Here is a 24,474-nt window from a genome sequence, read left to right as displayed (position 1 = left end):
GGTTTTTCTAGCTACCATTATTTAATCTCCAGCAAGCAACTAATCTTTTTGTCCCCTGGGGCTTTCGGGTTAGACTTACTGGCTTTACTCACGCATTCGGCTACCGACTTATTACCCGATGCAAACGATCGTCTCAGCAGTGCTCCGTCGGGCGTACTCAACCATTCGAGGATTGCACCATCAGCACCTCTAGAAGCTGATAGCTGGCGGGGAAAGAGGATGAAGCTCGACAGGATCATCGCAATTATTATGCCCCCCGTACAGCCGATCGATCCGCTGAGTAATTTGGTGCTAGCGTTACCAGCTTTACCACCGCTTTTTTTAGCAATGGACAAAAGTTTTTGCTGTTCCTTTTTAATCTCCTTCATCTCCGCTTCCCGTTGCGCTTTTTCTTCGTCCCACATTAGTTTTAGAACGTTGGGAATTTCAGTGCTAACACCATGTAGATGTTCGGTAGCCTTAGTAACCGTCTCAGCCATCGCCAGCGCGTAAAAGCCTCGATCGTCGGTACTTAGCGTCCGACTCTTGACGAGTTCGTCGAGATGAGTGAGTAATTTTTTCTTGTCATCCACCGCGTTTGCATAAAAGGATAATGGGGTTTCTGGCGATTGGTCTGATGGCTGTTTTTTCGACGACATATTTAAACTGGGGCATAAACGTCAATATTGCGCGGAGTGAGAATCGAATCATTACCGGAATTTGAGGCATCTGCCAGCCCTTCGATCGAGCTTTGAATCGATAAAATCTGCTTTTCATTTCTTTTAAACATCGATCTAAAAGCTTTGGCAGATGCCAGTAGATCTTCAAAACTTACCAGCCCCTCTAAATCCTGCTTTTTTACCCGCAGTACCGTGTTAATGACTACCTGCTGGATCTCAGCACCGACGAATCTCGCCGTTTCGTCTGCCAGTCGTTGCCACTCATATAGGTCGAAAACTAAATTCCCGTCCTTAAATCGGGGATCGTAATGACTCAAGAAAAATAAGAATTGCTTGACTCTAGCGTTATCATCAGGAGCAGAAATTTCCCACACTCGATCGAACCGTCCCGCTCTGGTTGTCTCAACGGGAAGATGTTCGATCCGGTTGAGGGTGCCGATTACAAATACGGGAAAATCCTTATCTTGCAGCCACGTTAGCAGCAGCGCGAGAATCGGGCGATCTTCGAGGCTAAATAACTTCTCGATTTCATCCATGTAGAAAATACACGGAGCGCACATCTTAGCAATTTCTAGCACTCTTGCCATCGCCTCAATCCCACCTACCTTAATCTTGTCGATTTCCAGCAGCAGCATCGGATAACCCAAAATTGACGCGATCGCACTAGCACTGTAAGTTTTACCCGTCCCTGGGATTCCCGCCAGCAGCCAGCCCTTGGGGAATGGTAAGCCCACTTGTCTCGCGGCTGCGCTAAATCCAAATTCGAGATCGGCTACTGCCTCAACCAAAAAATCTAGCCCGACGATTTCCTTAAATACTGGTGTCGGCTGGTATTTTACCCCCAGCAACAGCAGCCGTTCGTTCCGATAGGTTTCGAGCGATCGAGCGGGGTCTGGGGTGAGGATTGCTCGTTCGATGCCTCGGCGTAAATCCTCTCGCGCTAGTCCCGTTGCCAGCCGGACATTGCGATCGTTAACTTCTAATCCATAGCGATCGAACAATTCTCCAATCTCCGCAGTGGTCGGATATGCCCACCGATATTCCCGTACGAACCGCGATAGCTCGATCGGTAAGGGAGTATCATCGGTTTGGAGGATGATTAATCTATAGGATTTCCCCAGCAAAAATAAGTTACTAAACTGCTCGTAGATTGTCTGACGTTCGCTCAATCCGACTGTTGCGAGTGCGGAGAGATAATTATCGAGCAGATGATTGCCACCGTAGAAAGGGGGTTCGATCGCTTCAAGCAGTGTCTTGAACGGAGAAAAGCCGAAGCTCTCAATGTCCCCCGATTCGACTCGAAAACTCCAGCGGTGGCATTTTGGCAGTACCATCTTGAGCTGTTCGACGATCCATTCGCGATCGAGGGGATTGCAGCGGATCAGGAGGATTGACTGGAGACTGACTAGTTCAGCTAACCAATCTAGTGCCCCACTTTGGCAATCCCCTCGATCGCGATCTTTTAGTTGTTCGAGCTTACTCATCGATTTCGTGCCTCAGCTCCAACTTCCCTGTCGGGTGCTGCTCGATCTTCACCAAAGTCGATATTTTCAGATTCCCTGTCGGGTGCTTCTCGATCTTCTTGAGGTCTTTCCCCAAGTTCGATCCCGCGTTCGATTAGAATTGCTTTGGCAATTTCCTTAATTCGTTCGGGATCTTTAAGATCCCGACTCGCAGTAAATATCCCCTCCTTGCTCACACTACCAATTTTCTCTGGTGCTGATTTAGGATCGGCTTTGATCGTAATAGAGTAGGAGCCATCCTGTTTATTTGGGACATTTCGATTAAACTTGTGCCCCCCAATATCTTTATTGGCAACTCTGGTATTGAGATTTGTACCTGCTAATTCTTCTCTGAGTACAGATTCTTCCAGCACTGCTAAATAATTTTCAACCGTCGGCTCCGATGCTTTCATCGTTGGTTCGTTGAGCGACTGTGCCGTTGGACTATCTGGCTCGATCCAATCATAATCACCAACATCAAGGTCATCGTCGTTAGAAAATGAGTTGCTATAGGGATCGAAAGATTCAGACTCAGGCATATCCCGTTCGATTTCAATCTCAAGCTGGGGACTGGGAGCTTCGGGCGATCTAATTTCTTCTTGAGGGGAGCGTAATTCTGCCTCTGGATTGCGAATTTCGGCTTCGGGCGATCGCTCAGTCGCTTCAGGAGCGCGGATGTCTACGTTTATTGGTGGCTGTTCTGGTGATTCAGTTGCTGGCTGTTGAGTTTCAGGAGCAGAAACTTCACCTCGCGAAACTTTGACCTCTTTTTTCGGGGCGGCATATCGCTGGGCATAATCCCGCAGCTTATTTAACCCCATCTCGTCAGTCTTACGAATTTCTGCTAAAACATTGGGATCGCTAAAGGCACTAGTTGTTATTTCACCCTTCTCATTGGTTTCAAATAGCGTCTTCCCGTCGAATTCAATCAGGAGGTTTTTCCCTGCCTCCCCAGGTACGATCTCACCTTCTCTCCCCTCCAGTAAGGCTAAAATAGCTGCTGCTTCGGCTGAATCTAACGGACGCTCGATGAATTCGCCTTTATCGTCGAATCCATATAGTAGTTCCGATTCTGCTTCAGCTTTCTTAGGAAGTTCGGGTTCTTCGGTTTTAGCTGGAATCTCTTCCTCTAAATCGGGTTTCCGTGCTGTGGGTTCTTCAGGTATTTTCAGTACCTCTTCATTCCGATCGGGTTCGGGTTCTTCAAGTTCAGGTTTGGCTGGAAATATTTCTGCTTCTGGAGCGGGTTTGGGTACAGGTTCTTCAGGTATTTTCGGTACCTCCTGATTCCAATCGGGTTCGGTTACTTCTACTTCTGGATCGATCTCTACTTCAACTTCAGTTTCACCTAAATTTCCCACTTCTGGATCGATCTCTACTTCAGCTTCGGGTTTGGATATCTCAGTTTCTTGCGATCGCTCTAATGCTTGACTTACCGCTCGCGCAATTTCGGGCATTTTAGTTAAAACTTTATTAATCTCTGCCCCGCTTTCATTCATCTTCCCATCTTTATAAGTGGTCTTAGTCACTCCTTGCTGGGGGTCGTCGCGGGTAACATTAATCATGTTTCCTTGATAGCGAGTGACTTGATACTTCTCACCATCAACTTCCACTGGCATCGTCAGATATTTTTTGCGTGGTAAAGTACGATCGAGCGATTCAAATCCAGATTTACCCGATCCCCTTGGATTTGGATCTACTTTGGCGACTGCTGGCTCCAAGACCGGACTAGCTTTCTTACTTATTTTAAAGCTCGGCTGTATTTGGGCTGCTGCTTTCTTACTCACAGATAGATTACGTTCGGGTTCCTTTCCACCCATATTTCTAGCGATAGCTGCGGCAACTTCAAATGCCGTTCTAATTGTTTGGTCTTTGCCTTCTGCTGTTAAACTGGCGTTCTGCTCTAATTGACTCTGAAGATCTGACATTGTATTTTAATTAGTAATTAAGGTCTTGATTAATATTTCGATGGTAACAGTCGATCTAAAATTTCGTTATATTTAACTACTTTCTTACTGTACTCAATGCTTAATGTTACTAACTTTAGTTGTGTAATAACTATTGGAGCTAACATTTTAATACAGGTTAATAAAATTGCCGACTTATTATCTGTTTGGCTAGTAGTAACAGCCAGAAATTCATTGTAAATCCAGGTTGGTAGGCGGTTTCGATTACCAATCAGTCGCGTGGTTAAATTTGGTAGATTCAAAATTTGACCGACCATGAGTGCATTTGCAAGTCCAGGATCTGCTTCTACTCTTGCCACCCATTTAGTTAATAGGAATGCCCCAGCTAGAATATTGATATGAGGGAAATTGCACGAGTCGTCCCAACTAACTCCAGATCGATCGGCATTCCTAGCAATTGTTACTGCTTGTGTGAATGCACCAACTAAATCTAGATCGTCTGAGATAAATTCCAATGGATTGAAGTATGGAGCTTCATAGTTGGACAAATGCGGATGCTTTATGTGCAGGCGGCGACGACGTAAAGTAACAGTCCGAGCTTGTAGATTTGTCATCAGAAAATAGTTAAAGATTGGGAAATGGCAAACTTACTTAGTAATCTCTTTGAATAGTTCCAGCAAAAATATAGCTACTTTCGGTACTATTTTCACTGAGAATATCTGCCACATTATCGGGGCTTAAATCGGCAATCCCGTCCTCAATATAAATATCAGAGATGAGGTACAGGCGATCGGGAATTACCACGAACCCATAGTCAGCTTCGGCATCTGGATAACCCGCATTCGTTAATATCTCAACCAAATGTTTACCACTAACGTACAGTGGTTCTGTAGATAAATCTCGCCCATCGAGTAGTTCATCGCGATTTGCTAAAACATGCAGGTGTTCGACGAGCACTTGGCACTTTTCGCGGCAACGATTGTCAGCCACCATTGCTTCAATACTTCGCATTCTGGCATTATAGATTGCCATCCCAATCGGATCTTGAGCGTGGACTCGGTTGGAAATTAGATCTTTAAAGTAGATTAAAGTTTCACCTAGATGAATCGCGTAATAGGTCTGTTTGAGTTTGGGATCTATTTTGACTCGATAGAGGATATTATCAACAAAGGCAGTTAAACACTGGTAGTTGGTGCGGACGTAAATTGAGGAAGAATTATTAAACATAAGTTATGAGTAGGTTTAGAATGTTGGTGCGTGAGGATTGACAATTTCTGCTAAATCTTTCTTATTAAAATTAGGACTTCCATTTTTCATAAACTTAGGTGGAATTGTGTAAACTCGCTCTGACTCTATCTTCAGATCGGAAATATCTTGTCCACCTTTGTTAAATTTAGCGATGATTTGCTTACCTGTTAATTGGTCTTTACGATTGGTGCTAGTGCTACCACCTGTCGTGGCTTCAACTGGTAGCAACTGTTCGAGTAATTCGTTGTATCGTGCCATCTCCTCGCTATAGTCAATGTCATTAGCATCGGCTTGAGCTGCCTCAATCGTGCTAATAATTTCCGCAAACTGAGCTTTATTTTTTGCCTTAAATGCGTTTGATTTTTCCTCGTTAAAACTGAACTGATGCTCGTAAGGTACTCCAATTTTTTGCTTATTACCAACACCTGGAGATTCGATAATACAGTGCCCTTGCGGGAATTGGCGGATAACATGGGCTTCAATCAGGGGGATGCGATGTAATTGCCGACTGGTAGACCGAGAACTACCGCCCTGTTTGCCACTATTAATCGACTGAGATTTATTCTCTAGATCTAGTTCCTGCTCTCCCAGTGATTTTGACAAATACTGAGCTGTATCATCTTCCCCTGGGTTAAACCAAATTTTGGTCGCGCAACTCGCAAGAAAGCCTTTCGACCATTCTCGCCCATACCGCGCCTCAATCTGCCCGATGTATTGAATTCCGATAATCAGGGATGCCCCGTTGAAACGCTCTTGGTTGAGCCAATCGAGGACGATTTTGAGTTTTAGGGTAGCAAATTCGTCGAGCGAGATCACAAGTGGCGTGGTGCGCCCTGGCTTGAGATTGCGGGAGATAATCTTGTCCATACAGGTAGCAACTAGGGGAATCGTGCTGTTACGATTATCCTTGTCTACCCCGAAAACAATCATGTGCTTCCCATCAACTTTGAGCGGGTCTTGGGGATCGAAATTAGGGAAAGTGCTAGTGCCACAGAAGGCAGGTAAGTAGTTAGGCAGAGTAACAGGAGCAAGTGTTTTCAAGCACGTCATCAAAATACCCGACTCGGCACTGCTTTTCTTTTCAGGATCGTAGCCAGATGTCAACACTGTAAAGCCGCCAAATATCCACGCTGGAATTTTAGCTTTATTGGCAATTAACCGCTTAGTCAAATTGGGCAAGCTGAGAATCTGATTCACCATCAGGATATTCGCCAAGCTAGGATCGGCAAGTTCGCTGGCTACCCATTTGGCTGCGGCGAAAGCACCAGACAAAACGCTCACGCTGGCAGGATCGAAGAAGTTATCTTTCTTGGCATCTGATTCACCCGTGTTATCCGAAATTATCGCCACAATTTCTCTACATCCAGCAGCATCCTTACTGTCTTCAAGCAGAATAGCTTTGATGCGCTCGATCGCATCTTCAAGATGTCCAAACTTCTCTAGCCCTTTACCAATCAGATCGAGGATATTAAATACTTGCGAACAACGTTTACCAGGGGCTAGTATCCGCACTTGATATCCGTGCTTTATTGCCAAAGGAATTACTGTCTCTGCCTGACCACCCTCACCAAATTTAAAATCATAGAGAACGATCGCATAACCCTGGACAATTGCCGACATCACAGCAGGATCGCCAAAATTTGCTGTTTTACCAGCTCCCGCACCACCAACAAATAATACACCCCGATTGATTTGGGGAAACATCACTCTAGCATTGAGCTTATCTAGCGCGGCTGGGGCACCACCAATCGGCTCAGTGATAAAGTAGGCAGCTTTATTAAATTTTGGCTTGGCGATTGCAGCTTTGGCAAGTTTGTTACAGTTAGAAATTTCCCCAGCATTTGCCCACCGAGCAGTGGCTGTCTTGCCCGTTTTACCGTTTCTAGATTGGTAGATGCTTACCCCTAGAATGACTAAACCTAGCCCACCCGTCATCACTAACGATGGATCGATTCCAGTTGCTGGCGGTTTGGCTGGGGTTGGAACTTGACTAATTTGGGTGGCAGATTTCATAATCCTCGACTTTGCCATTCAGTGGCTGTAGTACCTTAAAACATCCTGGTTTGGCAATCGCCTCAAATAATTCACCATTGTCTGGTAGCTCGAATAACTGGAGCGGTTTGAGTAGTCCCGCATTGTTTGCTACCACATACAAGCACCCTGCCTTCCCGCAGGTTTTCTGAGGGAAATTAAAGCGGTAGGCGATGAATTTTTGCCCACCGCTCTCAAAGGCTTTAGCTGTCAATCCTTTGGCGACGGTATCTGGTGAAAAGCTGCGATCGGTACGAACACTTTTGGCAGTGATTCGCTCAATTTCGGCTGGTTTGGCAAGCTGGCTAGCGGGAAGATAGCTGCTGTGGGGGTTTACTTTCAGCAGGACTAAGGTACCAACTATTGCAGCAACGGCAGTAGACCCCAGACTTAGCAGCCCAATTAAGACCAATTTTCGTTTAGCCATCAGCCTACAGTTGCGTTGAGGGTGGGACTCCAAGCACTAATCGTATTCGACCCAAGTAAGGTTGCTGGTAATGTGGCAACTGAAACGCTGGGGATGCTCGGTAAGCTGGGCAATCCCAAGCTGGGGGCAGGAATACTTGGTAAGCTCGGCAAACTTGGGAGACTAGGTAATCCTCCAGGCATCATCGTTGCAGGGGTAATTATCATTGGCAACAGCAGATTCGCCTGTTTTTCTGATGCGGGTAAAGGTAAGGGAATGGGGATAAAATATGGGGAGGCTTGAAATCCTAAGAATGGGACTGTATAGCAAAATCTCAAATTAAGCTGTTGTTGAATCGTACCCGCTGCCGCATTTGGAGATTCCGCCGACCATTTCGACCCACAACCATTAATGCCGATGTAGGGTACCTCAAATCCGGCTGGCTCCCTAATCCCAGCAGCGGTCATCATATTGCCCAGCAATCCATGTCCTCCTTTGAGTCTTTGACCGATAATCGAATAAGCTCCATCAAGGGGATTGAAATTTCCATGCGGTCCGATCGCACTCAGAAATTCAACTGCGCTACAATTGCCAGTACATGGAGCATGTGGTTCTTTATTACTGCCACTAGCAACATTAATCCCCCCAGCGACACTCAGTTTTGGCTCCCCAGTATGCACTGTATCGACCTTGACTAGCTGCATCATGCTGGGGATCAGATCGATTGTCACCAGCTTATCTAGTGATAAATCGGGGATTCCTGGTAAGTCTATGGCAAGCACGGGCAAGCTGGGCATTCCTGGGATGTCTGGTAAGCCGATGCCTGGATAGTCGCCAAAGGGGATACTAGTAATTCCTGGGAGATTAGCAATTGGGGTATTCGCGAGGATATTACTAGGAATCGGCAAGCTACCTAAAGCACTACTGGCTAACGAGCCAATTGTGGCAGTCGGATTGCCTAAATTCCAATTGGGAAACACCGCGTTAACTGCAAGTGCGGTTAGTTGGGGATTTGCAGTGAGGACGGCAGCTAACGGTAGCTTGCCGATAAAAGGGAGCTTATCTAGATTTCCAACGGCTAAAGCCATCACACTTCCACCTGCATCTCGTACTGCTGTTTCAGGCGAGTAGTTTTTGGCACTTCCCATCATCATCAGTAGCCCTGCTGGAATCGCTGCGGGTAGTGGGGTGCCTGCTGGATAGGAAAAACTGGGGATTTGGGGGAGGTTGGGATCGGCAGTATAGGTCGCTGCTGATGTGACTGGGGGCGAGTTGGCAAGGGTGGCTGCGGCTAGGGCTGCTCTGAGTGCGGCATCCTGTTGAGCGGTCATGGTTGCGGCAGTAGCAGGAGTAATAGTACCCCAGACTGTAGCGATCGCAACTAGAATAGCTAAAAATCGGTGGTACATGATGTGTCGTCGGTAGAAATCGGGGGGATATTGGCAAGATTGGATTTAAATCGATGTCCACATTTCTTGATAGGCTGGCATTACAAACTTAATAAAAAAGTTTATAATTGGAAAAATTCCCGTAATTACCATACTTACAGAGCCGCAAAATGAAGTTATTACCATCCCTTTAAATGTCACTCTAAAGATGAGCTTGCGGTTGGTATAGACATATTTTTTTAGATTAGTCCAAATATCTAAAGACTCTAAATCTAACTGGCGATCGATAAATCTATCTTTCATAAAGTCTATTAATTCTCACTCTATAAGGACGAGGTTAGTGAAGTTTATTTAGGAGTTTCTGTCAGAGTTTGATAGGTAAATTTGGAAACGACACTGCCACCACTGATAACCATAACTAGAGCTAGGCTCATCATTACTCCGATCGCAATTTTGATAGCAATCGCTTTTAGCTCGTCTAAATCCTTGTCACTCATCTTACTTACCCGATCTAAATAACTGATTAGTTACTGACATTCGATCGGGTAGTAGCTCTGGCGGTGCAGCAAAGACGATGGTGCCATCATCGTTGTAGGGGACTTTAGTAATATTTACCACCACGATCGATCTTTGCCCTTTCGAGTCGATTAATCTCACCTTCATCGTGGCGTATCTAACTTTTCCCTGTGGTCTGGCACTAATTGCAATTGCCGTCGCATTAACACACTTATTTTTATTGCAACCATCGGCAACAAACACAAATGAGTTGCGAAAACGTTCGGGGTTATCCAAGAAGATTGTCTCAATTTTCTTGTCGGTATTCGACCAATCTAGTAGTTGTCCGTTGTCGTCGGACACTTCGGCTTTAACCCGATCGGTATTGGCATAAACAGTGGCAGCGTGGGTAGCTGACGGGAAGGCAATGGCGATCGCCATTGCTGTTAGAATGAATTTGAGCATGATGAAAATGGTAAATTACTGTCCGTGAATAAAGTTTTTACCGAACTGGGAAGAAATGGTGGGAAATTAAATTGAGTTTAAGGCAAATTAAAGGTTACACCTTGAGCAACGTAGACATTAAGCTGTGTCCCTGGTGATAAATAAGCAACTTTGCTTTGTTTCTCTAAATTTGCAGCAAGTGCCTTAGCGTTATCAGCATTTCCCTGAAGAATTGAATTGGAAAAACCCGACAATACAGCTCCAAGGATGTTCGGGTTGCTGTTATTAGATTGGGCGATCGTCGCACCATTCCCGATTGTCACAGTGCTACTAGTACTACCTTGAATTAAAGCTTTGCCGACTTCAGAAAGGGTACTAAAGATCGCATTATTGGTATTTGCCGATCGCAAGGCATCACTATTAACATTTTCGATCTTCGCCATTAACGGGCGATTATCAGTTCCCGTAAGCGTAAAAGCACCTGTGGGAATGTCAATTTCCGAGTTGTTATAGATGACCTTCTTAGAAATGCTTTGTACCATGCCATTATCAGCGACCGACAGCTCGAACTCGATTGTCGTCCCAGCGGGAAGGTTCCAGCCAGAACCGACTTGAATCGCTCGATCGATAACGACGGTTGCGTTATTCTTGAGAGCTTGTTCCAACTGCGATCCCAATTGGGAATTTGCAGCAATTAGAGTATAAAAGGGAGTCAGAAGTCGCCCCGATACCACTGCTCCTGCTGGCAAGCGGAGGACTGCTTGATTACTGCGATTCTTGGCTTGAGCGATTTGGGGTGCGGCTGGAGCCACCGCTGCGGCTATTGGATTCGAGCTAACTTCTTGTCCACCGTAGATGGAAAGAGCAGCAGCTTCATCCCAAGTTGGTTGCGGAGGCTTACTATAATTTCCGGTTGGCTGAAAGGGCGATTGCTGCTGGTATGCGCGTGGTTGTGTCACCAAGCGCGGATTACTGGCAACTGGGGTGAAAGCTGAACGAGTAGCAATCTGCGTGGGAGCGCGAGGTACTGGTGCTGGCGCAACTTGGCGCAATTGACGGGTATTATTTAACTGGGCTGTTTCTTGCTGGAACGCCCGACGCGATGCTGCTAGTTTAGTGTCCTCCTGGGCTTGAGCTTGTTTAACAGTATTAAGTTCGAGTTGAGCTTGGCGAAGTTGTCTCTGGGTGTTATTTAACTGAGCGGTGTCAGTTGCTGTGGGGACGGTATTAATAACTGGCGTACTTGGAGCAGCAGTTGGAGTTGGCGTGGCTGGTACACTCCCATCTTTGGCGGGGAAAGTAGCAGGAGTTGTGCCTGTTGTAGTTGGGTTAGTTGTGGTAGTGGGTGCGATCGCCTTGGCAGCATCCACTTTTTGCTGTTGCATCGCGATACTCGCTTTGAGATCGGCTATTTCCTTCTCCTGAGCGGAAGTTACTTCAGCTTTGGGAGCTTCTTTGAGTGTGTCGGGCTTTTTAGCTTGCTGCTGCATCTCACCAGCTCCCCATAACATTACGGCGATAGTTAAGCCTAAAGTGGGTAGGAGGATGCCCAAAATGAACAGGATCTTGACAAAAGGCTTTTTTTCAGTTGGAAGCGAGTCGGATTCGTGTTCGACAACTGCTGCTGAATGAGTGGTAGTACTGTACATCGAAGATTCAGTACCGCCGTCGAATGCTTCATCTTTAGGGATAGACGATGGGGGTTTTTGCCCATTTAAACCCACACCCATTTGTCCTAAGACGTGCTGGAGATTTAATTTACTAGTTTCTGGTGGCATTTGATTAATTACTTTTTAGTAGGAGTGAGGTTGGTAATATTGGTGACTTCTAAGCCCATTGCGCGTGCGGTCATCACTGCTTTAGCAATGCCAGGATCGGTATATTGTTGGGCAACTTCCGATAGGATTGGTGGTGGGACGGCTCTGAGAGTGAGTTCTAAATCCACGCGAACTGTGGCAGGTGGCGTATTTTTACTGTTGGCAATGAGTTGGACACCCGTGACTTTAATTTTCCAACGGTCGCTGCCGATGGCTTCGGGTTCGCTCAACTGCTGGGGGACGTACATTGTTTCAACTTGATTTGAAGAACCACCTTGGGTAATTTCCTTGAGTTCGCTCAACTGTTTGCGGTAACTCTTGGCAAATTCGGGTTCCATTCCCAGTGTGTATCTAAATACGGTGGTCGGAATTTTCCCTCCACCCTCTAGTTGCATCCCTGGATCTGGGGGAGAGCCTTTTTCAGGTAAATAGCTGCGCCAAGTGTACAGTTCCGATACAAATTTCTCGGCAAATAGCTTGATTAAAGCAGGAGAGCGGGTATTTCCGGTGAAAAATTCAATGCTTTCCATCTCTCCGTTGCTACGGGCAATCACAGTCGGGAAAGCGCGGGAATTTGCTGTTCCCAGCATCCCCATCGTTATCAGTCCGAACAAGAGATTAGTACCGAGCAGTCCTAGAGCGAATAGTCGCCAACCAGTAATTCCGTTCTTCTTCTCAATTTCGGCAGCGCGATCGTAATATGCTTCAGATGGGGCAGATAAATCCTCGGAGTCCTCCTGCTGAAAGGTTTCCAGTTCGGGCAAGGGTTTAGGTCTACTGGAAATCGGGATGGCTCTAATTTTAGGTTTCATTAGGATTTTTAGAGAAACCCCGTCGCTTTATTTAATTTCAGAACGGGGAAGGATAGGAAGTGTTGAGAATCCTCGTATTTTTATGTCGGGAAATGTCAAATTTAGATATGAGAGATAATTTTAGTCACAGAACCAACAACGGCTTGACCCGCTTGTTCGGCAAGTTTATAAATCCCGAAAGCTCCACCTGCTGCTAATGCACCTGCTATCGCTGGAGCAAAGAACGCTGACGTGATCTCGGTAAAAAACAGTGGCAAACTGCCACCTAATGTACTGTTAAGAATCAGGAAGGCTCCGCTCAGAATTGTTAGGCTCCACTGAAAAACTCCCAGCGACCACAATCCAGCAAACCAAGCTTGAAGGGGAGCTGGGTAAACAATTGAAAGTGCTAGCGGGATTGGCATAATTGTCAGCGCGAGGGCAAAACCAAACTGGGCAATTACACCGACTATTGCTTTACAAGCATCAAAAATGGCTTGTGGGACTGCCATTAGTGCATTTGCTGCTTGTTGACCCACCCAGCCAGGAAAACCGATAACTGCATTTGTGACCGCTGCACCAACGCCAATTATGTCGCCGCTACTAAGGCTAGCTAATACTCTTGCACCTAAATCAGGATTTTTAAACTGGGCAGCCGTTATTTGACTGCGGAGTTCTGTCTCGCAAGTTGTATACAGTGGATTTGGAGTATTATCGGCTAGATTTCGAGTTATTTTAGAGCATTCGTCAAGTTTTGTGGTAATCTTGCCGATGGTTGCTTTATCGGCTCCCATGTCTAATAACTTTTGATTGATCTTAGCAACAAACTCTAACTGAACTTTAATAGCATCATTAATTCCATTAATTACAGCATAATTACCAATTCCGATCGCTCGACCAAGTGCGCCACCGTTGATAAACATTAACACCAATAAAAAGGTGAAAAAGATTTTGTTGCCATCATGTTTGAGCTGGTGTAAATCTGCTTTGAGTAAAGGGCGCATACTGTACATAAATCCTGCCCCAGCTAAGGTTTTACAGGGAGTAATAATTGCAGTATAGATAGATCCCCCAGAGGGATCTAATACCAAGGCTTTGAAGATCGCTTTAATTGCTGTATCATAGCTAGTTGCAATAGCTTGTATACCAGCGGCGACACCAAGCGGGAGCGCAAATATTGTCGAACCGATCGTTAAAAAATCCACAGTAACCTCATAAATTAAATCAAAGATCCTCAGCGGGGGAGACACTTTCCCCCACCAACTTAATAAAGTCCAGTTGATTCCCTTAACTCTTTAGCATTTTGGCTATTCTGCACAAAACCGTTGTCCATCCGCGCTTTAATTTGAGCGTCACTACTCGCTTTTTCAGCTTTAGCTTGTTCGATCGACAGTTGCGCGCTAGCAATCCGGTTGCCTTGGGCGGAGGTTGTTAGTTGATTAGCTTGCAGCCCCAAGCCTTGACCGAGCAGTGCACCAGTTTGTAACAATGCCTGGTTCGTCTGCTGAATTCTCGCAAAACTACTTTGAGCGGCTACAGTAGCCGAACCGATATTAGAAATCGTAGTGCTGCTTTCGCTAATAGTGTTGCCTGTAGCAGTCAGTACGGCATTTCTAGCCGTAGCAATTGCGTTATTGGTATCGCTGATATTTTTATTTTGGGTAGCGATTTTAGTTGCCATCGTAATTATTTGGGCGGTATCGAAAGGTAGTTGTCCGTTGGATACTTTAGAAATTGCTTGGGCAACATCGTTACAAGTAGTATTGCTCAGGTCGATTTCACCATTTGCACCGACGGTATTACAAGAGAGAGTGCCACCTGCGAGTCCGACATTGTAGCCACCCACCGTAACTCCTCCAGGTGCAACTATAGCCGCGATGGTTTGGAGGGAAGGAAGCTGTCCGTTAGCTAGGTTAGTCAGCATTGGGAGGTAGGTATTAGCGGTATTGATCGCGCTGATAATACCTGGATCTAAACCTGGAATAAATGGGAGTAATCCCGTTAAGCCGATCGCTTGAGCGGGTTGGGGGATGGAAATTGCCGCGATCGCGCCGATCGCTAAAATTCGCTTAACGTATTTCATATTGAATCTTTTTATAAACTAGTTAGTAACAGATGCAGCTTTACGAGCAAGGCGTTCCTCAATGTTGTTAGCAGTGAGGAGAATTAGCGAGGGGGCGAGATAAATCGACCCATGCGTCCAGCGATCGCCGATTTTGAGTAGCCACGAGCTGCGACCAGTGGCTTTATCGGGCAAGAAATCCTCGCTAGCATTTATCCGCGCCAGATCTTCAGGAACTCCCAAAATATCTGGGTTGGTATAGTTGGGCAGACTGTCGCCGATGCGTCCGATCAGGTAGTAGGACATCCCATCTTTAATCTGTGTCCCTCCTGCCGAACTGAACACGCTCTCTGGCTCTTGGGCAGCGAAGAAAATTCGCATTCCCGCTTTGAGTCCGTTGGCGACAGTTTCGGCAAAAGCCAATGAGAGGGGGGCGAGTTTACAACTTGAAGAGGCTTCATCCATGAAAAATACACTCCCCTTCCCGTCGTTGGCTGTGGCGATCGCACGGCGCATGGCGATGACTTGAGCGATGGTGCCAAAAACGATCGCATCGTTGTCATTGCTGACCCCCCGCATCGCGATCGTAATCAGGGGATTATCGAGTTTGACTGCACTGGGAGCGTTGAGGGTTTTGCCGTACACCCCATCGATCCACCCTTCTAGTTGGGCTTTAATAAAAGCAAGAGTATCAACGATTTCGGCGTTGGCATCCTTGATTTTGAGCCATTCCACCCCGCAGAACCGAACGATATCTTGGAGGATGGGATATTCTTTCCACTCTGGACTACCCAGTCCCGCACGTCTAGCGTTATCGTAACGGAGTTGGATTTGACCGTCCTCGAAAAACCGCTTGAGTATTTTTGGCAGTAGAGATGTAACCAAGCTGGAATTGACATTCCGAGCATCCGATCCATAACCCAGTACCATTGCGCGGAGAATTTTGAGGATGTAGCTCTCATTATTCTTTTTGAGATCCGAGCGAGTTTCCTCACTCAGTTCGAGGGAGATCGTGGGGGTTTCCAAGAAATTCATCGGGACGTTGAAGATATCGATATAACTACCTTTGAGGCGGTTAGTGAAATCTTCAAACGTCGATGCGTCCTTGGAAGGCGGTTGGTCGAGGATCGTGTGGGGGACACCTTGAGATAATCCCAGCTCGATAATTTCCGCCATTACTAGGGATTTACCCGATCTGGTTTTTCCCAGTACCATCGTGTGCCCTTTGTGTTTAAAGGGGTCGAAGTAGATGGGCGATCCGCCCCTGGTGGCAATGAATTCCAGTCCGGTACGATGGTTGGATACCGTATTGACGAGGGGGAAATATGCCGCCGTGTAAATGGGACGTTCCCTGTCGCGGCGATCGCGAGTACCAGTCAGCATCGACTTGCCGTAGAAGGGTAGCGATGATGTCCACACTTCATCTGATGTATCGACTTCGAGGATCAGATTGGCTGGAGACAGGAAGTAGGAACTTAATTCCCGTGCGGCATGGCGGAGTTGGGAGGCACTATCGCGGTAGAGGTACATGGTCAGCGCAAACTCTACCGTGGGGTCGCCCCCGATTGCTTTTTTCTCAGCTTCGATTGCTTCTTCGAGTTGAATTCCCGCGCCTACATCGATTTGACCTTTGGCTTCTTTAGCTTTTTTCCAGTTATGGGCTTCCCTAATTAGTTTTTGGTTATTAAACCGCACCCCTGAATCTTCAATGCGGGAGATTTCCAGCACGATCCGCATATCTCTAGCAGCTCGTTTATCGAGCAGCGTCCAGAGGTAGTTAAGCTGGACTTGAGAACGATTTTTCCCATTGGCTTTTTGGAAGCAGCTCGGTTGGGATTTGAGCAGCATCGATCCCACATACTTACCATCGACAGCGACGTAATCTCGATTGCTAGTCGGGATTGCGGCTGGTTGGAGTAGCATTAAGCTGGTGGGGTGAATCCGATCGCGGATGTTTTCAACGATTGTCCCTTTACGCAGGTCGAACTCGATTAGTTGGGGAGCCAGTGGTGGTTCCCGTTCCAGCAGCCTGTCGCCGAAGCGGTTGAGCTGGTTGTAGCAGAATTGCCACACCTCTTCACCCGATAAGGGTGTAAATTTAGCTTGAAGCTTATCGCGAAACAGGTCTTCCCAGGCAAGAAAACCCTGCTCGTAAGCCTTGAGCATGGTCTTATCCACCGCTTCTTGGCGAATGTCATCGATCGCTCCTGATATTTTGTGGTAGAGGTTCATTCCCTTGCGGATAATCTTCTCTAGCACGTCGCTTTTGAGTTCTTCCGAGTTAGGGGTATAGTCCCCCATGAGGAAGATCCGCTTGGGTCGCCGCTTGCCTTTAGTATCTAAATCCTGGAGGATTTTGATTTTCTCAGCGATAATCCGCTGGTATTGGCTGGGGGAATTTTCAAATAGTTCCACTAGTTCGGCTTGACGTTCGCGGTAATCGCAAAAAGTCTGAAACTCAACTCGCAGTTTCTCATAGAGGGGGAGTTCCCGTCCCAGAGCGGCGATCGAATTGACGATTTGGATTGCTCCATCTGCGCTAAATGCGTCGTGGAAACCCTGACATTCCCAGAAGAAGCGGATTTTGTATTCGGGCTTGTCGAGAGAACGATTGAGATTTAGTAATAGCGCACCTGCTTGCCTCCCATCTTCTAGTGTGTAATTGATAACCGCTTGCAGGTGAGTCATCGCTTCCAACGGACGCAACTTTTTAACCTTGCCATTCAAGTCTTTGTGCTTGATTCTGACAACGCCAATTGTGGTTTTAGTCCGTGGGGATTTAGCTTTTTTCACTTGCGTTTGCGGTTACTTTTTTGAGGTTTTAAGGGAGATTGGTAGATCCAGCAGCCTCTGGTATATTGAATTGGCGATCGGATACGAGCAATGAATTCACCCGTACCGTCTTTTACTAGGAAGGCTGCTGTGAGAGTGACGACGACGAGGATAGCGACCGTGATGTTGATCGGTAGCCCCAAATATCCCAACAGAGCACAGAAAGTAAAAACTCCGAATAAAACTAAAGCACTGTCGCCAGAAATACCAAAAAGTTTAGTTCGTCGCCGTGCCGCCTTGTTTAGTTCCAGTCGATCGTCGTCTTCCATGTAGCGTTTATGGGGCAGTAATGAAACGTGATAGTGTATCTCCGAAAATCAAGAAAAATACTAGAACTAGAATGCTCAACATTGGCTGAATCATGCCACTTTGGTTATCTCGCTGATACTCTTGATAAGCGTTCCAACATTGCCAAGCAATTGCCGCAACAGAAATTAACAGGATCATCCAAGGAATAAAGTTGATAAACGCAGTAAGAGCGTCATAAGGAGCAGTACCAGCCAGTATTCCGATACCTGCCATGAAAGCTCCTGCTTCTGTTGCAACTGCTGTTGCGGCATCCTGAAACGGAATCAAAGCATTTGCTCGATCGGACTGCCAACTCCACATCAACGCTGACAGAAACGCGATTAGCGTGAACCTAAACTGAGCGGGGCTAACCTTTTTTCCTTTAGGCAATAGAGAACTCGCAAAGCCACCCAGTAGCTTCTCGACTTTTTTGTACCAAGGGGTACGCGCATTGTGAATCATGGTCATGATGTTTAAAAATCGGGGTAATATATTGCTTACTTTTGCTCTAAGTATTTTCAACTACGCCATCTATGCGATTTGATACCTTGTTACTTGAGCTACAGGGTAGATGCTAATTACTGCAAGGTCAATTTTAGAAAAAGCGGTAAAGTCAGTTGGACTAACGAAAGTAGGGCAAAGTAGCTAACAAGCAGTAAGCAACTACTCTGCCTTATTTCGATCGGGCTGCGCCATTACCTGTAACTTACTATACTCACCAGCTTTTAAGTGTCAACACTCAAGCAGCATCTTTACAAAACTTAATAATGCAGTATTGACTTGATAACCGACCCGATCGAGGGTGGCTCAGATGCTAGTAACTGGCGGATTAGTATGCTCTTAGAGTCATCCAGCTCACAGATTCGCAGCCCAGCCCCCCTGTTGATAAAAAAATTAATTCAGAGCAGTATAAAAATATCCAGCTATTTTGCGGTTGCAAATCTAATTTAAATCTAGATCGGTATGAATATACTATTAACCAACATCGGCGGCGATGTGGAATTTGTCAGAAACTTTCTGGACTCGATGCAGAATCTGGGTGTGCTGGGCAAGATTATTGTGACTAATGAGTCGATCGCACCGAGTAGCTATATTTCGGAGAGTATCGAACTTACAGGGAGCATTCACGCTCCTGACTACATTCGCAAATTACTCTCAATCTGCCAAAGGCATTTAATTCAACTGCTGATTCCCAGAGACGATCGAGAACTCTGTTTGCTGTCGCGCCACTCCGAGCAGTTTGCCAAGATTGGGGTGCTGGTATTGACATCATCAGAGATTGTCAACCATATCTGTGCCGATCGGATTAACGCTCTGAAATTTCTCCAGAGGGCAGGGGTAAAGGTGCTGCCATTTCATGAGGGGATCGACCCGATCGATCTGGCGATGGGATTTCCTGTAGTTTTGAGATCGGGGATCGACAGGCAGATACCAGACAGGTTGATTAGCGATGATGCGGAACTAAAATTTCACCTCGACAGGTCGCCGACATCTCTCTACTTCCAGCCGATTAGCGGAGATCGATATGAGGTCGATTGTTTCGTAAATAAGCAGGGAAATCCGATCTCGATCGTCCCTAGATTGCAGATGGATTTAACGTCGGAAATGATGCAGCGAACTGTTAAGAATTTAGATTTAATTATTGCGGCTAAAACTGTAATTAAGGCGTTGACAGGTGCCTTTGGCAACATTACCCTAGAGTGCTATCTCGACTCCAAAGGTAATATTTATTTTAGCGACGTTATTCCTAGATTTAGTAAAGGCTGTTCGCTCATTTATCATGCTGGTGCAGATTTCCCTTTCTATATTTTTGAGATGATGGCAGGGATTATCGGTTCAGACTTAAAGGAAAACTGGATTGATGGATTAAATATGTTCAGCTACGATAATTATATTTATACCCACAAGGATCTTCTACTGTCTGAGATTGATAATTTGAATACCCAAAGCTATAAAATCTCAACAAGTGTATGAATGGACTAGCAGCACTACTCGACGATTTAGATATAGAAACTACTGCTGAAGGTCGCAATCTACTCAATCTTCAGATTTTACTGAGTGTCAAAGAGCCAATCTTACCTAGCCACCCAGTAAAAACATCAAATTTAGCTCGGCTTTGCGACGAGATTTTAACTTTTTTAGAAAGTGATGTAGCCAATAGAACCAAAAATAATTGAGGTAAAGTTATCCAACTTAAATTACTTCAGGATTTAAACGCGCTTGGGTACTAGCTAGCATCTCCCGTCCGTCGGTAAAAGTACCATCGATCTCGACTGTTTTCAGGAAATCATCGAACGCACTGGTAATGTCTTCGAGTAGGAGTAAAGTCAGACCCCTCTGATAGTAAGCTTCTTGGCATCGCTCATTAATTTCGATCGCCTTGCTGAAATCCTGAATCGCCCCATAACTATCGCGAATTTCACCTCTAGATATCCCGCGCTCTAGATAGTATTTGGCTTTTGGTTCGATTTCAATAGCTTTAGTAAATAGCTCGATTGCTTTTTTAAAGTTGCCAAGACGGTTTTCGACTAAAGCTAAATTTCGATAGGCTAAATGATATTTAGTATTAATTTTGAGGGATAGATAATAGTCATCCATCGCGCCATTGAAATCGTCCATGCTAAATTTAGCTGCGCCGCGATTGAGATATGCCCGTGCGTAGTTAGGCTCGATGGCAATTGCTCGATTATAGTCACTAATTGCACCTGAAATATCTTTATAGCTACACTTAATGTTGCCTCGTGAAACATAATGATGACAGTTGCTCGGCTCTTGCTCAATTAGTGTGCTGTACTCATTTACTTTATTGATATTTGGCAGATTAACCTCAGTCATAAGTCTATTTCTGTTTCTTTGCTAGATATCTCCTATTGTACACATGAAAATCTGACTTTTATAAAAACAGTATGCCAAGTTAAAATATTAAATTTAGTGATACTTTCAATGCTTGTTTGGGCATGATAAATATAAGGATTATTTAGATTATTTAAAAATGGATATAGAGGAGCTTTTGTGGCGATATCAAAAAGGAGAAAGGCAGTTTCCTGATAGTAAATTTTCAGCTTGTTACTTGGGAGCGATCGACCTAGTTGAAGCAAACTTCGATCGCTCAAGTATGTGTAAAATTAACTTAACTTTTGCGTATCTCAATCGGACAAGTATTCGCAACGCTCAACTTGATTATTCGATTCTTGCGGGCGTGACACTTACTCATGCCAATCTGGAGAGAAGTAGCCTTAAAAACGTAGATTTACAGGGGGCAGACCTACAGCATTGTACGTTGCAATTTACTAACCTTTCGTGGGTAAATGCAATGGATGCCAATTTTAGCAGGGCAGATTTACGGGGAACAAAGTTAATTAGTGCCAACCTCAATGGAGCCTGTTTTTATGGGGCTAACTTTCGGCAAGAGGGTCGCCACGAGGCAGCAGACCTACGCAGTGTTAGTGCCCTCAAGACGGATTTCCGCAACTGTAACCTAAGCGGGGCTAATTTCACAGGTGCCAATCTAACTGGGGCGAATCTAAGTGGGGCAAACCTCAAGGGTGCCAATCTGTCTAGAACTAATCTAACTGGATCGAACTTGTCTAAAACAAATTTGAGCGATGCCCAGTTTGGCGAAACAATTCTGCATGGTACGGATCTATCCTATGCAAAGCTGGAGCGAGCAATCATGATTAGCTGCGATGCTACCGGAGCTAAGTTTATGTCTGCTAGTTTAAACGATGCCAATTTGTCCAAAAGCAACTTTTTGGATGCTGATTTAAGTAATGGTAATTTTGTCAGAGCTAATTTTACTCAGGCTATTTTGACTAGAGCAAAGTTTGTCAAAGCAGATCTGGTCAGAGCAATCTTTACTAGAGCATCGGCGGAAGATATCGACTTCACTGGGGCTAATTTATCTGAAGCGGATATTGGTAGTGCCAATACACTAGGGGCAACTTTTACTGGTGCGAAGTTACCAAATGGTCAAATATTTATCAGTGTTTAATCGATTTAAAAATTATGACTTCACGCTCGACAGCTTCCATAAAACTAATCGATTGCTTAAATAATCTACCACCTGAGAGTTCTGGTTATCTAATATTCAACTATAGCTTACCCGATCGCAGACACAATCTCAAATTGTATATTGGCGTAGTTAATGGTCGAGTTGTCTATAGTGATATCGAACGGTTTTCAATCAAAAAACTATTTGAAATTATCCGCAGGTATACGATTCAGACGCATTATCCAGGGATTTCAAGCGTCATGGATAAGGTTCTTGAAGATGCTTTAATTACTAAGCCTTTAGATAAAATACTTCAATTAATTCAGTTAGCAGTTATTGATGAATCGCAGTTGCGGCGAGCACTTCGGCATCAGATCCTGTCCGATATCGACTTTTGCCTTTTTCGCTCTGGGATAGGAGAGTTCGTCCCAGATACCTATCTATCTGCCTGTTTGCCAATCAAGGGCTTTTTGGTTGAAACCGTTATTGAAAACAGTAGTCTTCGGATTAAATCTTGGGAGGCAATTAAATCTCAAATTAGTTTAGAAGATGTTTTAACTTTGAAGCAAGAGTTTGTCTCACCAAAACTTTTACCGCTGGGTCAGCGAGATTTAATTGTCGATCTGATTAGAAATAGAACGAAGGTCGGTAATATTGCAGCTAGGATTGCTAAAGATGATTTGGATGTTTGTTATATGCTTGTCGAAATGATCAAAGAGGATATTATCTCGATTCCTCGCAAAATAGTTAAATCAGCTAAACCCTTGCCACCGCCAATTCGTCCGATCTTGGCGATCGATAGTTCCGACAGTATGCTCTCTAGATTATATGCTTTTATCGATGAAATGGGCTATCCCTGTATGCGATGTAATGATATCGATCTAGCGATTGAAGTATTACGTCGTCAGCAACCTGCTTTAATTTTAATTGAATTAAATATGTTGGGATTTGGCGAAAGTAGTATCGTCCATGCAATTAAGGAAAATCCTGGCTTAGTAGATGTCCCTGTCGCAATCATGGTTGATGAGGGACGAAAAGTTAGTCGGATGACAGCCAGATTAAATAACTATCATGAGGTTCAAAAACCTGAAACTAGTTCTGGATTATCTGGAGCTAAGTTTAAAGAGCAGATCTCAGGGATCTTGGCAAGTACTAGCAATCGTCTCGATTATAATTAGGAGTTAACGTAAAATGGAAGACCGTGAAAGAAAAAATGTATCTTATAAGATTATTAGCAATGGAAAAGTTGTCAATCAAAAATTGGTATCTAACTACAGAGTCAATAAGCTCAGGATTTACAAGCAGAAATACACCGATTTTGTAGGACGGGTGAAATCTGAGGCAGCTAAATTTTTAAATATTTCCATCGCCAAGATTTCGGGTTTGATGCCAAAATATCAGACCCCAAAATGGTTACGGAAAATTAAGACTAAATTTAACTTATTGATAAATCCGATCTCGGTGAAAGACAAAGCATTGTTTTCACGGCAATTTGCGACGTTAGTAGATGCAGGGGTGCCGATGATTAAATCCTTGGAAATTCTTGCTCGGCAGTGTCCGAATCTTCGCATGAAGCGGATCGTTAAGCGAATTAATTTATCAGTCGCGGATGGTACGGATCTTTCTACTGCCATGCGTCAACATCCAGAGTGTTTTGATGTTCTGTATGTGGCAATGGTGGAAGCGGGGGAGACAGGTGGGGTACTGGGGGATGTTTTGAATCGGCTCTCCAAGATCCTGGAGGACATGAGTAATCTTAAAAATAAGATTAAGTCAGCGTTAGCTTATCCGATCGCTGTCGGGGTGCTGGCGGTTGGGGTCTTCTTTGTAATGACCGCATTTTTAATCCCAATTTTTGCAGAAATATTTAAGAAATTAGGCTCGGAGCTGCCACCACTGACTCTATTTATGCTTGGTCTGAGTAAGCTAATAACTAGTTGGTTGATTATCATCCCGATTATTATTGGAGCTGGATTGATTTGGTGTTTGAGGAAGTATTATCAATCTCCAGAAGGACGGATGGTATACGATCGGTCTTTGCTCAAGATTCCGGTGCTGGGGGACTTGATTGAGAAGGTAACGATCGCTCGGTTTTGTCGGGTATTCGGGACGCTAGCGCGATCGGGAGTACCGATTATCACGATTATCCCCATCTTAGAGGCTACAGTGGGAAATATGGCGATCGCTCAGGCGATTAGTAAAGCTGAAGTGTACGTGAAAGAAGGGGTGCAGATGAGTGAAGCACTAAAGAAACAAAAGGTTTTTCCAGAGTTGGTTTATCAGATGATTGGCGTTGGTGAGGAGGCGGGGGAACTCGATATGATGTTATTGAAAATTGCTGATTTTTACGAGAGTGAAGTCGATCAGGCTGTTAAGGCTCTAACCTCGTTACTCGAACCGATCATGATGGTTTTTATTGCTGGGATGGTAGCGGTAATTTTACTCTCAATGTATCTGCCGATGTTTAAAATATTTGATAAGATTGGATGATATTAAAATAGAGTAATTTGGTTAAAATAAATGTATGTTTTGGAAAAATATAGTTGATAAAGATGCGGGGTTTGGATTGGTGGAGACGGCGATCGCGCTGGTAACATTTGGGATTTTCATGTC

24 protein-coding genes are annotated in these 24,474 nt (G+C 45.0%); 5 read left to right on the top strand and 19 right to left on the bottom strand.

Annotation, left to right across the window (positions count from 1 at the left end):
• Window positions 1–17: 17 nt before the first annotated feature.
• The 18 genes from ACEW9J_RS13585 to ACEW9J_RS13500 form a co-directional block, all read right to left on the bottom strand.
• Window positions 18–638 carry a hypothetical protein gene (locus ACEW9J_RS13585; protein WP_373545652.1) on the bottom strand — a complete coding sequence of 207 codons (621 nt, stop codon included), beginning with the start codon at window positions 636–638 and terminating at the stop codon, window positions 18–20.
• A 2-nt stretch (window positions 639–640) separates the two neighbouring features.
• Window positions 641–2,143, bottom strand: a complete 1,503-nt coding sequence (locus tag ACEW9J_RS13580; protein WP_373545651.1) for an ATP-binding protein — start codon at window positions 2,141–2,143, stop codon at window positions 641–643.
• Complete coding sequence (locus tag ACEW9J_RS13575) at window positions 2,140–4,089, bottom strand: hypothetical protein (RefSeq protein ID WP_373545650.1); 1,950 nt, start codon at window positions 4,087–4,089, stop codon at window positions 2,140–2,142. The genes ACEW9J_RS13580 and ACEW9J_RS13575 overlap by 4 nt, the downstream gene beginning before the upstream one ends.
• Window positions 4,090–4,118: 29 nt before the next feature.
• Window positions 4,119–4,682, bottom strand: a complete 564-nt coding sequence (locus ACEW9J_RS13570; RefSeq protein WP_373545649.1) for a hypothetical protein — start codon at window positions 4,680–4,682, stop codon at window positions 4,119–4,121.
• Between the two features lie 37 nt (window positions 4,683–4,719).
• Entirely contained in the window at window positions 4,720–5,295 is a 576-nt protein-coding gene (locus tag ACEW9J_RS13565; protein ID WP_373545648.1) for a hypothetical protein, read from the bottom strand.
• A 15-nt stretch (window positions 5,296–5,310) separates the two neighbouring features.
• Window positions 5,311–7,329, bottom strand: coding sequence for a type IV secretory system conjugative DNA transfer family protein (locus ACEW9J_RS13560; RefSeq protein ID WP_373545647.1), 2,019 nt, complete (start codon window positions 7,327–7,329; stop codon window positions 5,311–5,313).
• Window positions 7,307–7,774 (bottom strand): hypothetical protein, encoded by a 468-nt coding sequence (locus tag ACEW9J_RS13555; RefSeq protein ID WP_373545646.1) that lies wholly within the window; start codon window positions 7,772–7,774, stop codon window positions 7,307–7,309. The genes ACEW9J_RS13560 and ACEW9J_RS13555 overlap by 23 nt, the downstream gene beginning before the upstream one ends.
• Window positions 7,774–9,162, bottom strand: a complete 1,389-nt coding sequence (locus ACEW9J_RS13550) for a hypothetical protein (protein WP_373545645.1) — start codon at window positions 9,160–9,162, stop codon at window positions 7,774–7,776. The genes ACEW9J_RS13555 and ACEW9J_RS13550 overlap by 1 nt, the downstream gene beginning before the upstream one ends.
• 45 nt (window positions 9,163–9,207) lie before the next feature.
• Window positions 9,208–9,444, bottom strand: a complete 237-nt coding sequence (locus ACEW9J_RS13545) for a hypothetical protein (RefSeq protein WP_373545644.1) — start codon at window positions 9,442–9,444, stop codon at window positions 9,208–9,210.
• 44 nt (window positions 9,445–9,488) lie between these two features.
• A complete protein-coding gene (locus ACEW9J_RS13540) occupies window positions 9,489–9,638 on the bottom strand; it encodes a hypothetical protein (RefSeq protein ID WP_373545643.1) in 150 nt (49 codons plus the stop codon).
• A gap of 1 nt (window position 9,639) precedes the next feature.
• Complete coding sequence (locus tag ACEW9J_RS13535) at window positions 9,640–10,101, bottom strand: hypothetical protein (RefSeq protein ID WP_373545642.1); 462 nt, start codon at window positions 10,099–10,101, stop codon at window positions 9,640–9,642.
• 77 nt (window positions 10,102–10,178) lie between these two features.
• Window positions 10,179–11,858, bottom strand: a complete 1,680-nt coding sequence (locus ACEW9J_RS13530; protein WP_373545641.1) for a hypothetical protein — start codon at window positions 11,856–11,858, stop codon at window positions 10,179–10,181.
• An 8-nt stretch (window positions 11,859–11,866) separates the two neighbouring features.
• A complete protein-coding gene (locus ACEW9J_RS13525; protein ID WP_373545640.1) occupies window positions 11,867–12,709 on the bottom strand; it encodes a hypothetical protein in 843 nt (280 codons plus the stop codon).
• A gap of 101 nt (window positions 12,710–12,810) precedes the next feature.
• Window positions 12,811–13,893: a hypothetical protein gene (locus ACEW9J_RS13520; protein WP_373545639.1), complete on the bottom strand. Its 1,083-nt coding sequence runs from the start codon at window positions 13,891–13,893 to the stop codon at window positions 12,811–12,813.
• 59 nt (window positions 13,894–13,952) lie between these two features.
• Window positions 13,953–14,771 (bottom strand): hypothetical protein, encoded by an 819-nt coding sequence (locus tag ACEW9J_RS13515; RefSeq protein ID WP_373545638.1) that lies wholly within the window; start codon window positions 14,769–14,771, stop codon window positions 13,953–13,955.
• Window positions 14,772–14,789: 18 nt separating this feature from the next.
• Window positions 14,790–17,543: a hypothetical protein gene (locus tag ACEW9J_RS13510; protein ID WP_373545637.1), complete on the bottom strand. Its 2,754-nt coding sequence runs from the start codon at window positions 17,541–17,543 to the stop codon at window positions 14,790–14,792.
• Complete coding sequence (locus ACEW9J_RS13505; RefSeq protein WP_373545636.1) at window positions 17,540–17,851, bottom strand: type IV secretion system protein VirB3; 312 nt, start codon at window positions 17,849–17,851, stop codon at window positions 17,540–17,542. The genes ACEW9J_RS13510 and ACEW9J_RS13505 overlap by 4 nt, the downstream gene beginning before the upstream one ends.
• Before the next feature lie 7 nt (window positions 17,852–17,858).
• Window positions 17,859–18,332 (bottom strand): hypothetical protein, encoded by a 474-nt coding sequence (locus ACEW9J_RS13500; protein ID WP_373545635.1) that lies wholly within the window; start codon window positions 18,330–18,332, stop codon window positions 17,859–17,861.
• 501 nt (window positions 18,333–18,833) lie between these two features.
• Between ACEW9J_RS13500 and ACEW9J_RS13495 the strand changes: the two genes are divergently transcribed.
• Entirely contained in the window at window positions 18,834–19,844 is a 1,011-nt protein-coding gene (locus ACEW9J_RS13495) for a hypothetical protein (RefSeq protein ID WP_373545634.1), read from the top strand.
• Complete coding sequence (locus tag ACEW9J_RS13490; protein WP_373545633.1) at window positions 19,841–20,047, top strand: hypothetical protein; 207 nt, start codon at window positions 19,841–19,843, stop codon at window positions 20,045–20,047. Before ACEW9J_RS13495 ends, ACEW9J_RS13490 begins: the two co-directional genes overlap by 4 nt.
• A 16-nt stretch (window positions 20,048–20,063) precedes the next feature.
• On the opposite strand, the gene ACEW9J_RS13485 is transcribed toward ACEW9J_RS13490, so the two are convergent.
• Window positions 20,064–20,705, bottom strand: coding sequence for a tetratricopeptide repeat protein (locus ACEW9J_RS13485; RefSeq protein ID WP_373545632.1), 642 nt, complete (start codon window positions 20,703–20,705; stop codon window positions 20,064–20,066).
• A gap of 157 nt (window positions 20,706–20,862) precedes the next feature.
• Here ACEW9J_RS13485 and ACEW9J_RS13480 point away from each other — a divergent pair, with 157 nt between their 5' ends.
• Genes ACEW9J_RS13480 through ACEW9J_RS13470 form a run of 3 tightly spaced genes read left to right on the top strand, consistent with a single transcriptional unit; the run spans window position 20,863 to window position 24,351 of the window.
• Entirely contained in the window at window positions 20,863–21,861 is a 999-nt protein-coding gene (locus tag ACEW9J_RS13480; RefSeq protein WP_373545631.1) for a pentapeptide repeat-containing protein, read from the top strand.
• Between the two features lie 14 nt (window positions 21,862–21,875).
• On the top strand, window positions 21,876–23,039 hold the full coding sequence (locus ACEW9J_RS13475) for a hypothetical protein (protein WP_373545630.1): 1,164 nt from the start codon (window positions 21,876–21,878) through the stop codon (window positions 23,037–23,039).
• A 13-nt stretch (window positions 23,040–23,052) separates the two neighbouring features.
• Complete coding sequence (locus tag ACEW9J_RS13470) at window positions 23,053–24,351, top strand: type II secretion system F family protein (RefSeq protein WP_373545629.1); 1,299 nt, start codon at window positions 23,053–23,055, stop codon at window positions 24,349–24,351.
• Window positions 24,352–24,474: the final 123 nt, after the last annotated feature.

The sequence above is a fragment of the Chamaesiphon sp. genome, assembly GCF_041737865.1.
In the GTDB taxonomy this organism is placed as follows: domain Bacteria; phylum Cyanobacteriota; class Cyanobacteriia; order Cyanobacteriales; family Chamaesiphonaceae; genus Chamaesiphon.
The sequence above is the reverse complement of the archived record's forward strand: the minus strand, read 5'-3'. Positions and strand labels throughout refer to the sequence as shown.

What these genes read in the sequence shown, in the direction of transcription:
- ACEW9J_RS13585 (WP_373545652.1), bottom strand. Translation starts at nt 638, where the DNA reads ATGTCGTCGAAAAAACAGCCATCAGACCAATCGCCAGAAACCCCATTA.
- ACEW9J_RS13580 (WP_373545651.1), bottom strand. Translation starts at nt 2,143, where the DNA reads ATGAGTAAGCTCGAACAACTAAAAGATCGCGATCGAGGGGATTGCCAA.
- ACEW9J_RS13575 (WP_373545650.1), bottom strand. Translation starts at nt 4,089, where the DNA reads ATGTCAGATCTTCAGAGTCAATTAGAGCAGAACGCCAGTTTAACAGCA.
- ACEW9J_RS13570 (WP_373545649.1), bottom strand. Translation starts at nt 4,682, where the DNA reads ATGACAAATCTACAAGCTCGGACTGTTACTTTACGTCGTCGCCGCCTG.
- ACEW9J_RS13565 (WP_373545648.1), bottom strand. Translation starts at nt 5,295, where the DNA reads ATGTTTAATAATTCTTCCTCAATTTACGTCCGCACCAACTACCAGTGT.
- ACEW9J_RS13560 (WP_373545647.1), bottom strand. Translation starts at nt 7,329, where the DNA reads ATGAAATCTGCCACCCAAATTAGTCAAGTTCCAACCCCAGCCAAACCG.
- ACEW9J_RS13555 (WP_373545646.1), bottom strand. Translation starts at nt 7,774, where the DNA reads ATGGCTAAACGAAAATTGGTCTTAATTGGGCTGCTAAGTCTGGGGTCT.
- ACEW9J_RS13550 (WP_373545645.1), bottom strand. Translation starts at nt 9,162, where the DNA reads ATGTACCACCGATTTTTAGCTATTCTAGTTGCGATCGCTACAGTCTGG.
- ACEW9J_RS13545 (WP_373545644.1), bottom strand. Translation starts at nt 9,444, where the DNA reads ATGAAAGATAGATTTATCGATCGCCAGTTAGATTTAGAGTCTTTAGAT.
- ACEW9J_RS13540 (WP_373545643.1), bottom strand. Translation starts at nt 9,638, where the DNA reads ATGAGTGACAAGGATTTAGACGAGCTAAAAGCGATTGCTATCAAAATT.
- ACEW9J_RS13535 (WP_373545642.1), bottom strand. Translation starts at nt 10,101, where the DNA reads ATGCTCAAATTCATTCTAACAGCAATGGCGATCGCCATTGCCTTCCCG.
- ACEW9J_RS13530 (WP_373545641.1), bottom strand. Translation starts at nt 11,858, where the DNA reads ATGCCACCAGAAACTAGTAAATTAAATCTCCAGCACGTCTTAGGACAA.
- ACEW9J_RS13525 (WP_373545640.1), bottom strand. Translation starts at nt 12,709, where the DNA reads ATGAAACCTAAAATTAGAGCCATCCCGATTTCCAGTAGACCTAAACCC.
- ACEW9J_RS13515 (WP_373545638.1), bottom strand. Translation starts at nt 14,771, where the DNA reads ATGAAATACGTTAAGCGAATTTTAGCGATCGGCGCGATCGCGGCAATT.
- ACEW9J_RS13505 (WP_373545636.1), bottom strand. Translation starts at nt 17,851, where the DNA reads ATGGAAGACGACGATCGACTGGAACTAAACAAGGCGGCACGGCGACGA.
- ACEW9J_RS13500 (WP_373545635.1), bottom strand. Translation starts at nt 18,332, where the DNA reads ATGATTCACAATGCGCGTACCCCTTGGTACAAAAAAGTCGAGAAGCTA.
- ACEW9J_RS13495 (WP_373545634.1), top strand. Translation starts at nt 18,834, where the DNA reads ATGAATATACTATTAACCAACATCGGCGGCGATGTGGAATTTGTCAGA.
- ACEW9J_RS13490 (WP_373545633.1), top strand. Translation starts at nt 19,841, where the DNA reads ATGAATGGACTAGCAGCACTACTCGACGATTTAGATATAGAAACTACT.
- ACEW9J_RS13485 (WP_373545632.1), bottom strand. Translation starts at nt 20,705, where the DNA reads ATGACTGAGGTTAATCTGCCAAATATCAATAAAGTAAATGAGTACAGC.
- ACEW9J_RS13480 (WP_373545631.1), top strand. Translation starts at nt 20,863, where the DNA reads ATGGATATAGAGGAGCTTTTGTGGCGATATCAAAAAGGAGAAAGGCAG.
- ACEW9J_RS13475 (WP_373545630.1), top strand. Translation starts at nt 21,876, where the DNA reads ATGACTTCACGCTCGACAGCTTCCATAAAACTAATCGATTGCTTAAAT.
- ACEW9J_RS13470 (WP_373545629.1), top strand. Translation starts at nt 23,053, where the DNA reads ATGGAAGACCGTGAAAGAAAAAATGTATCTTATAAGATTATTAGCAAT.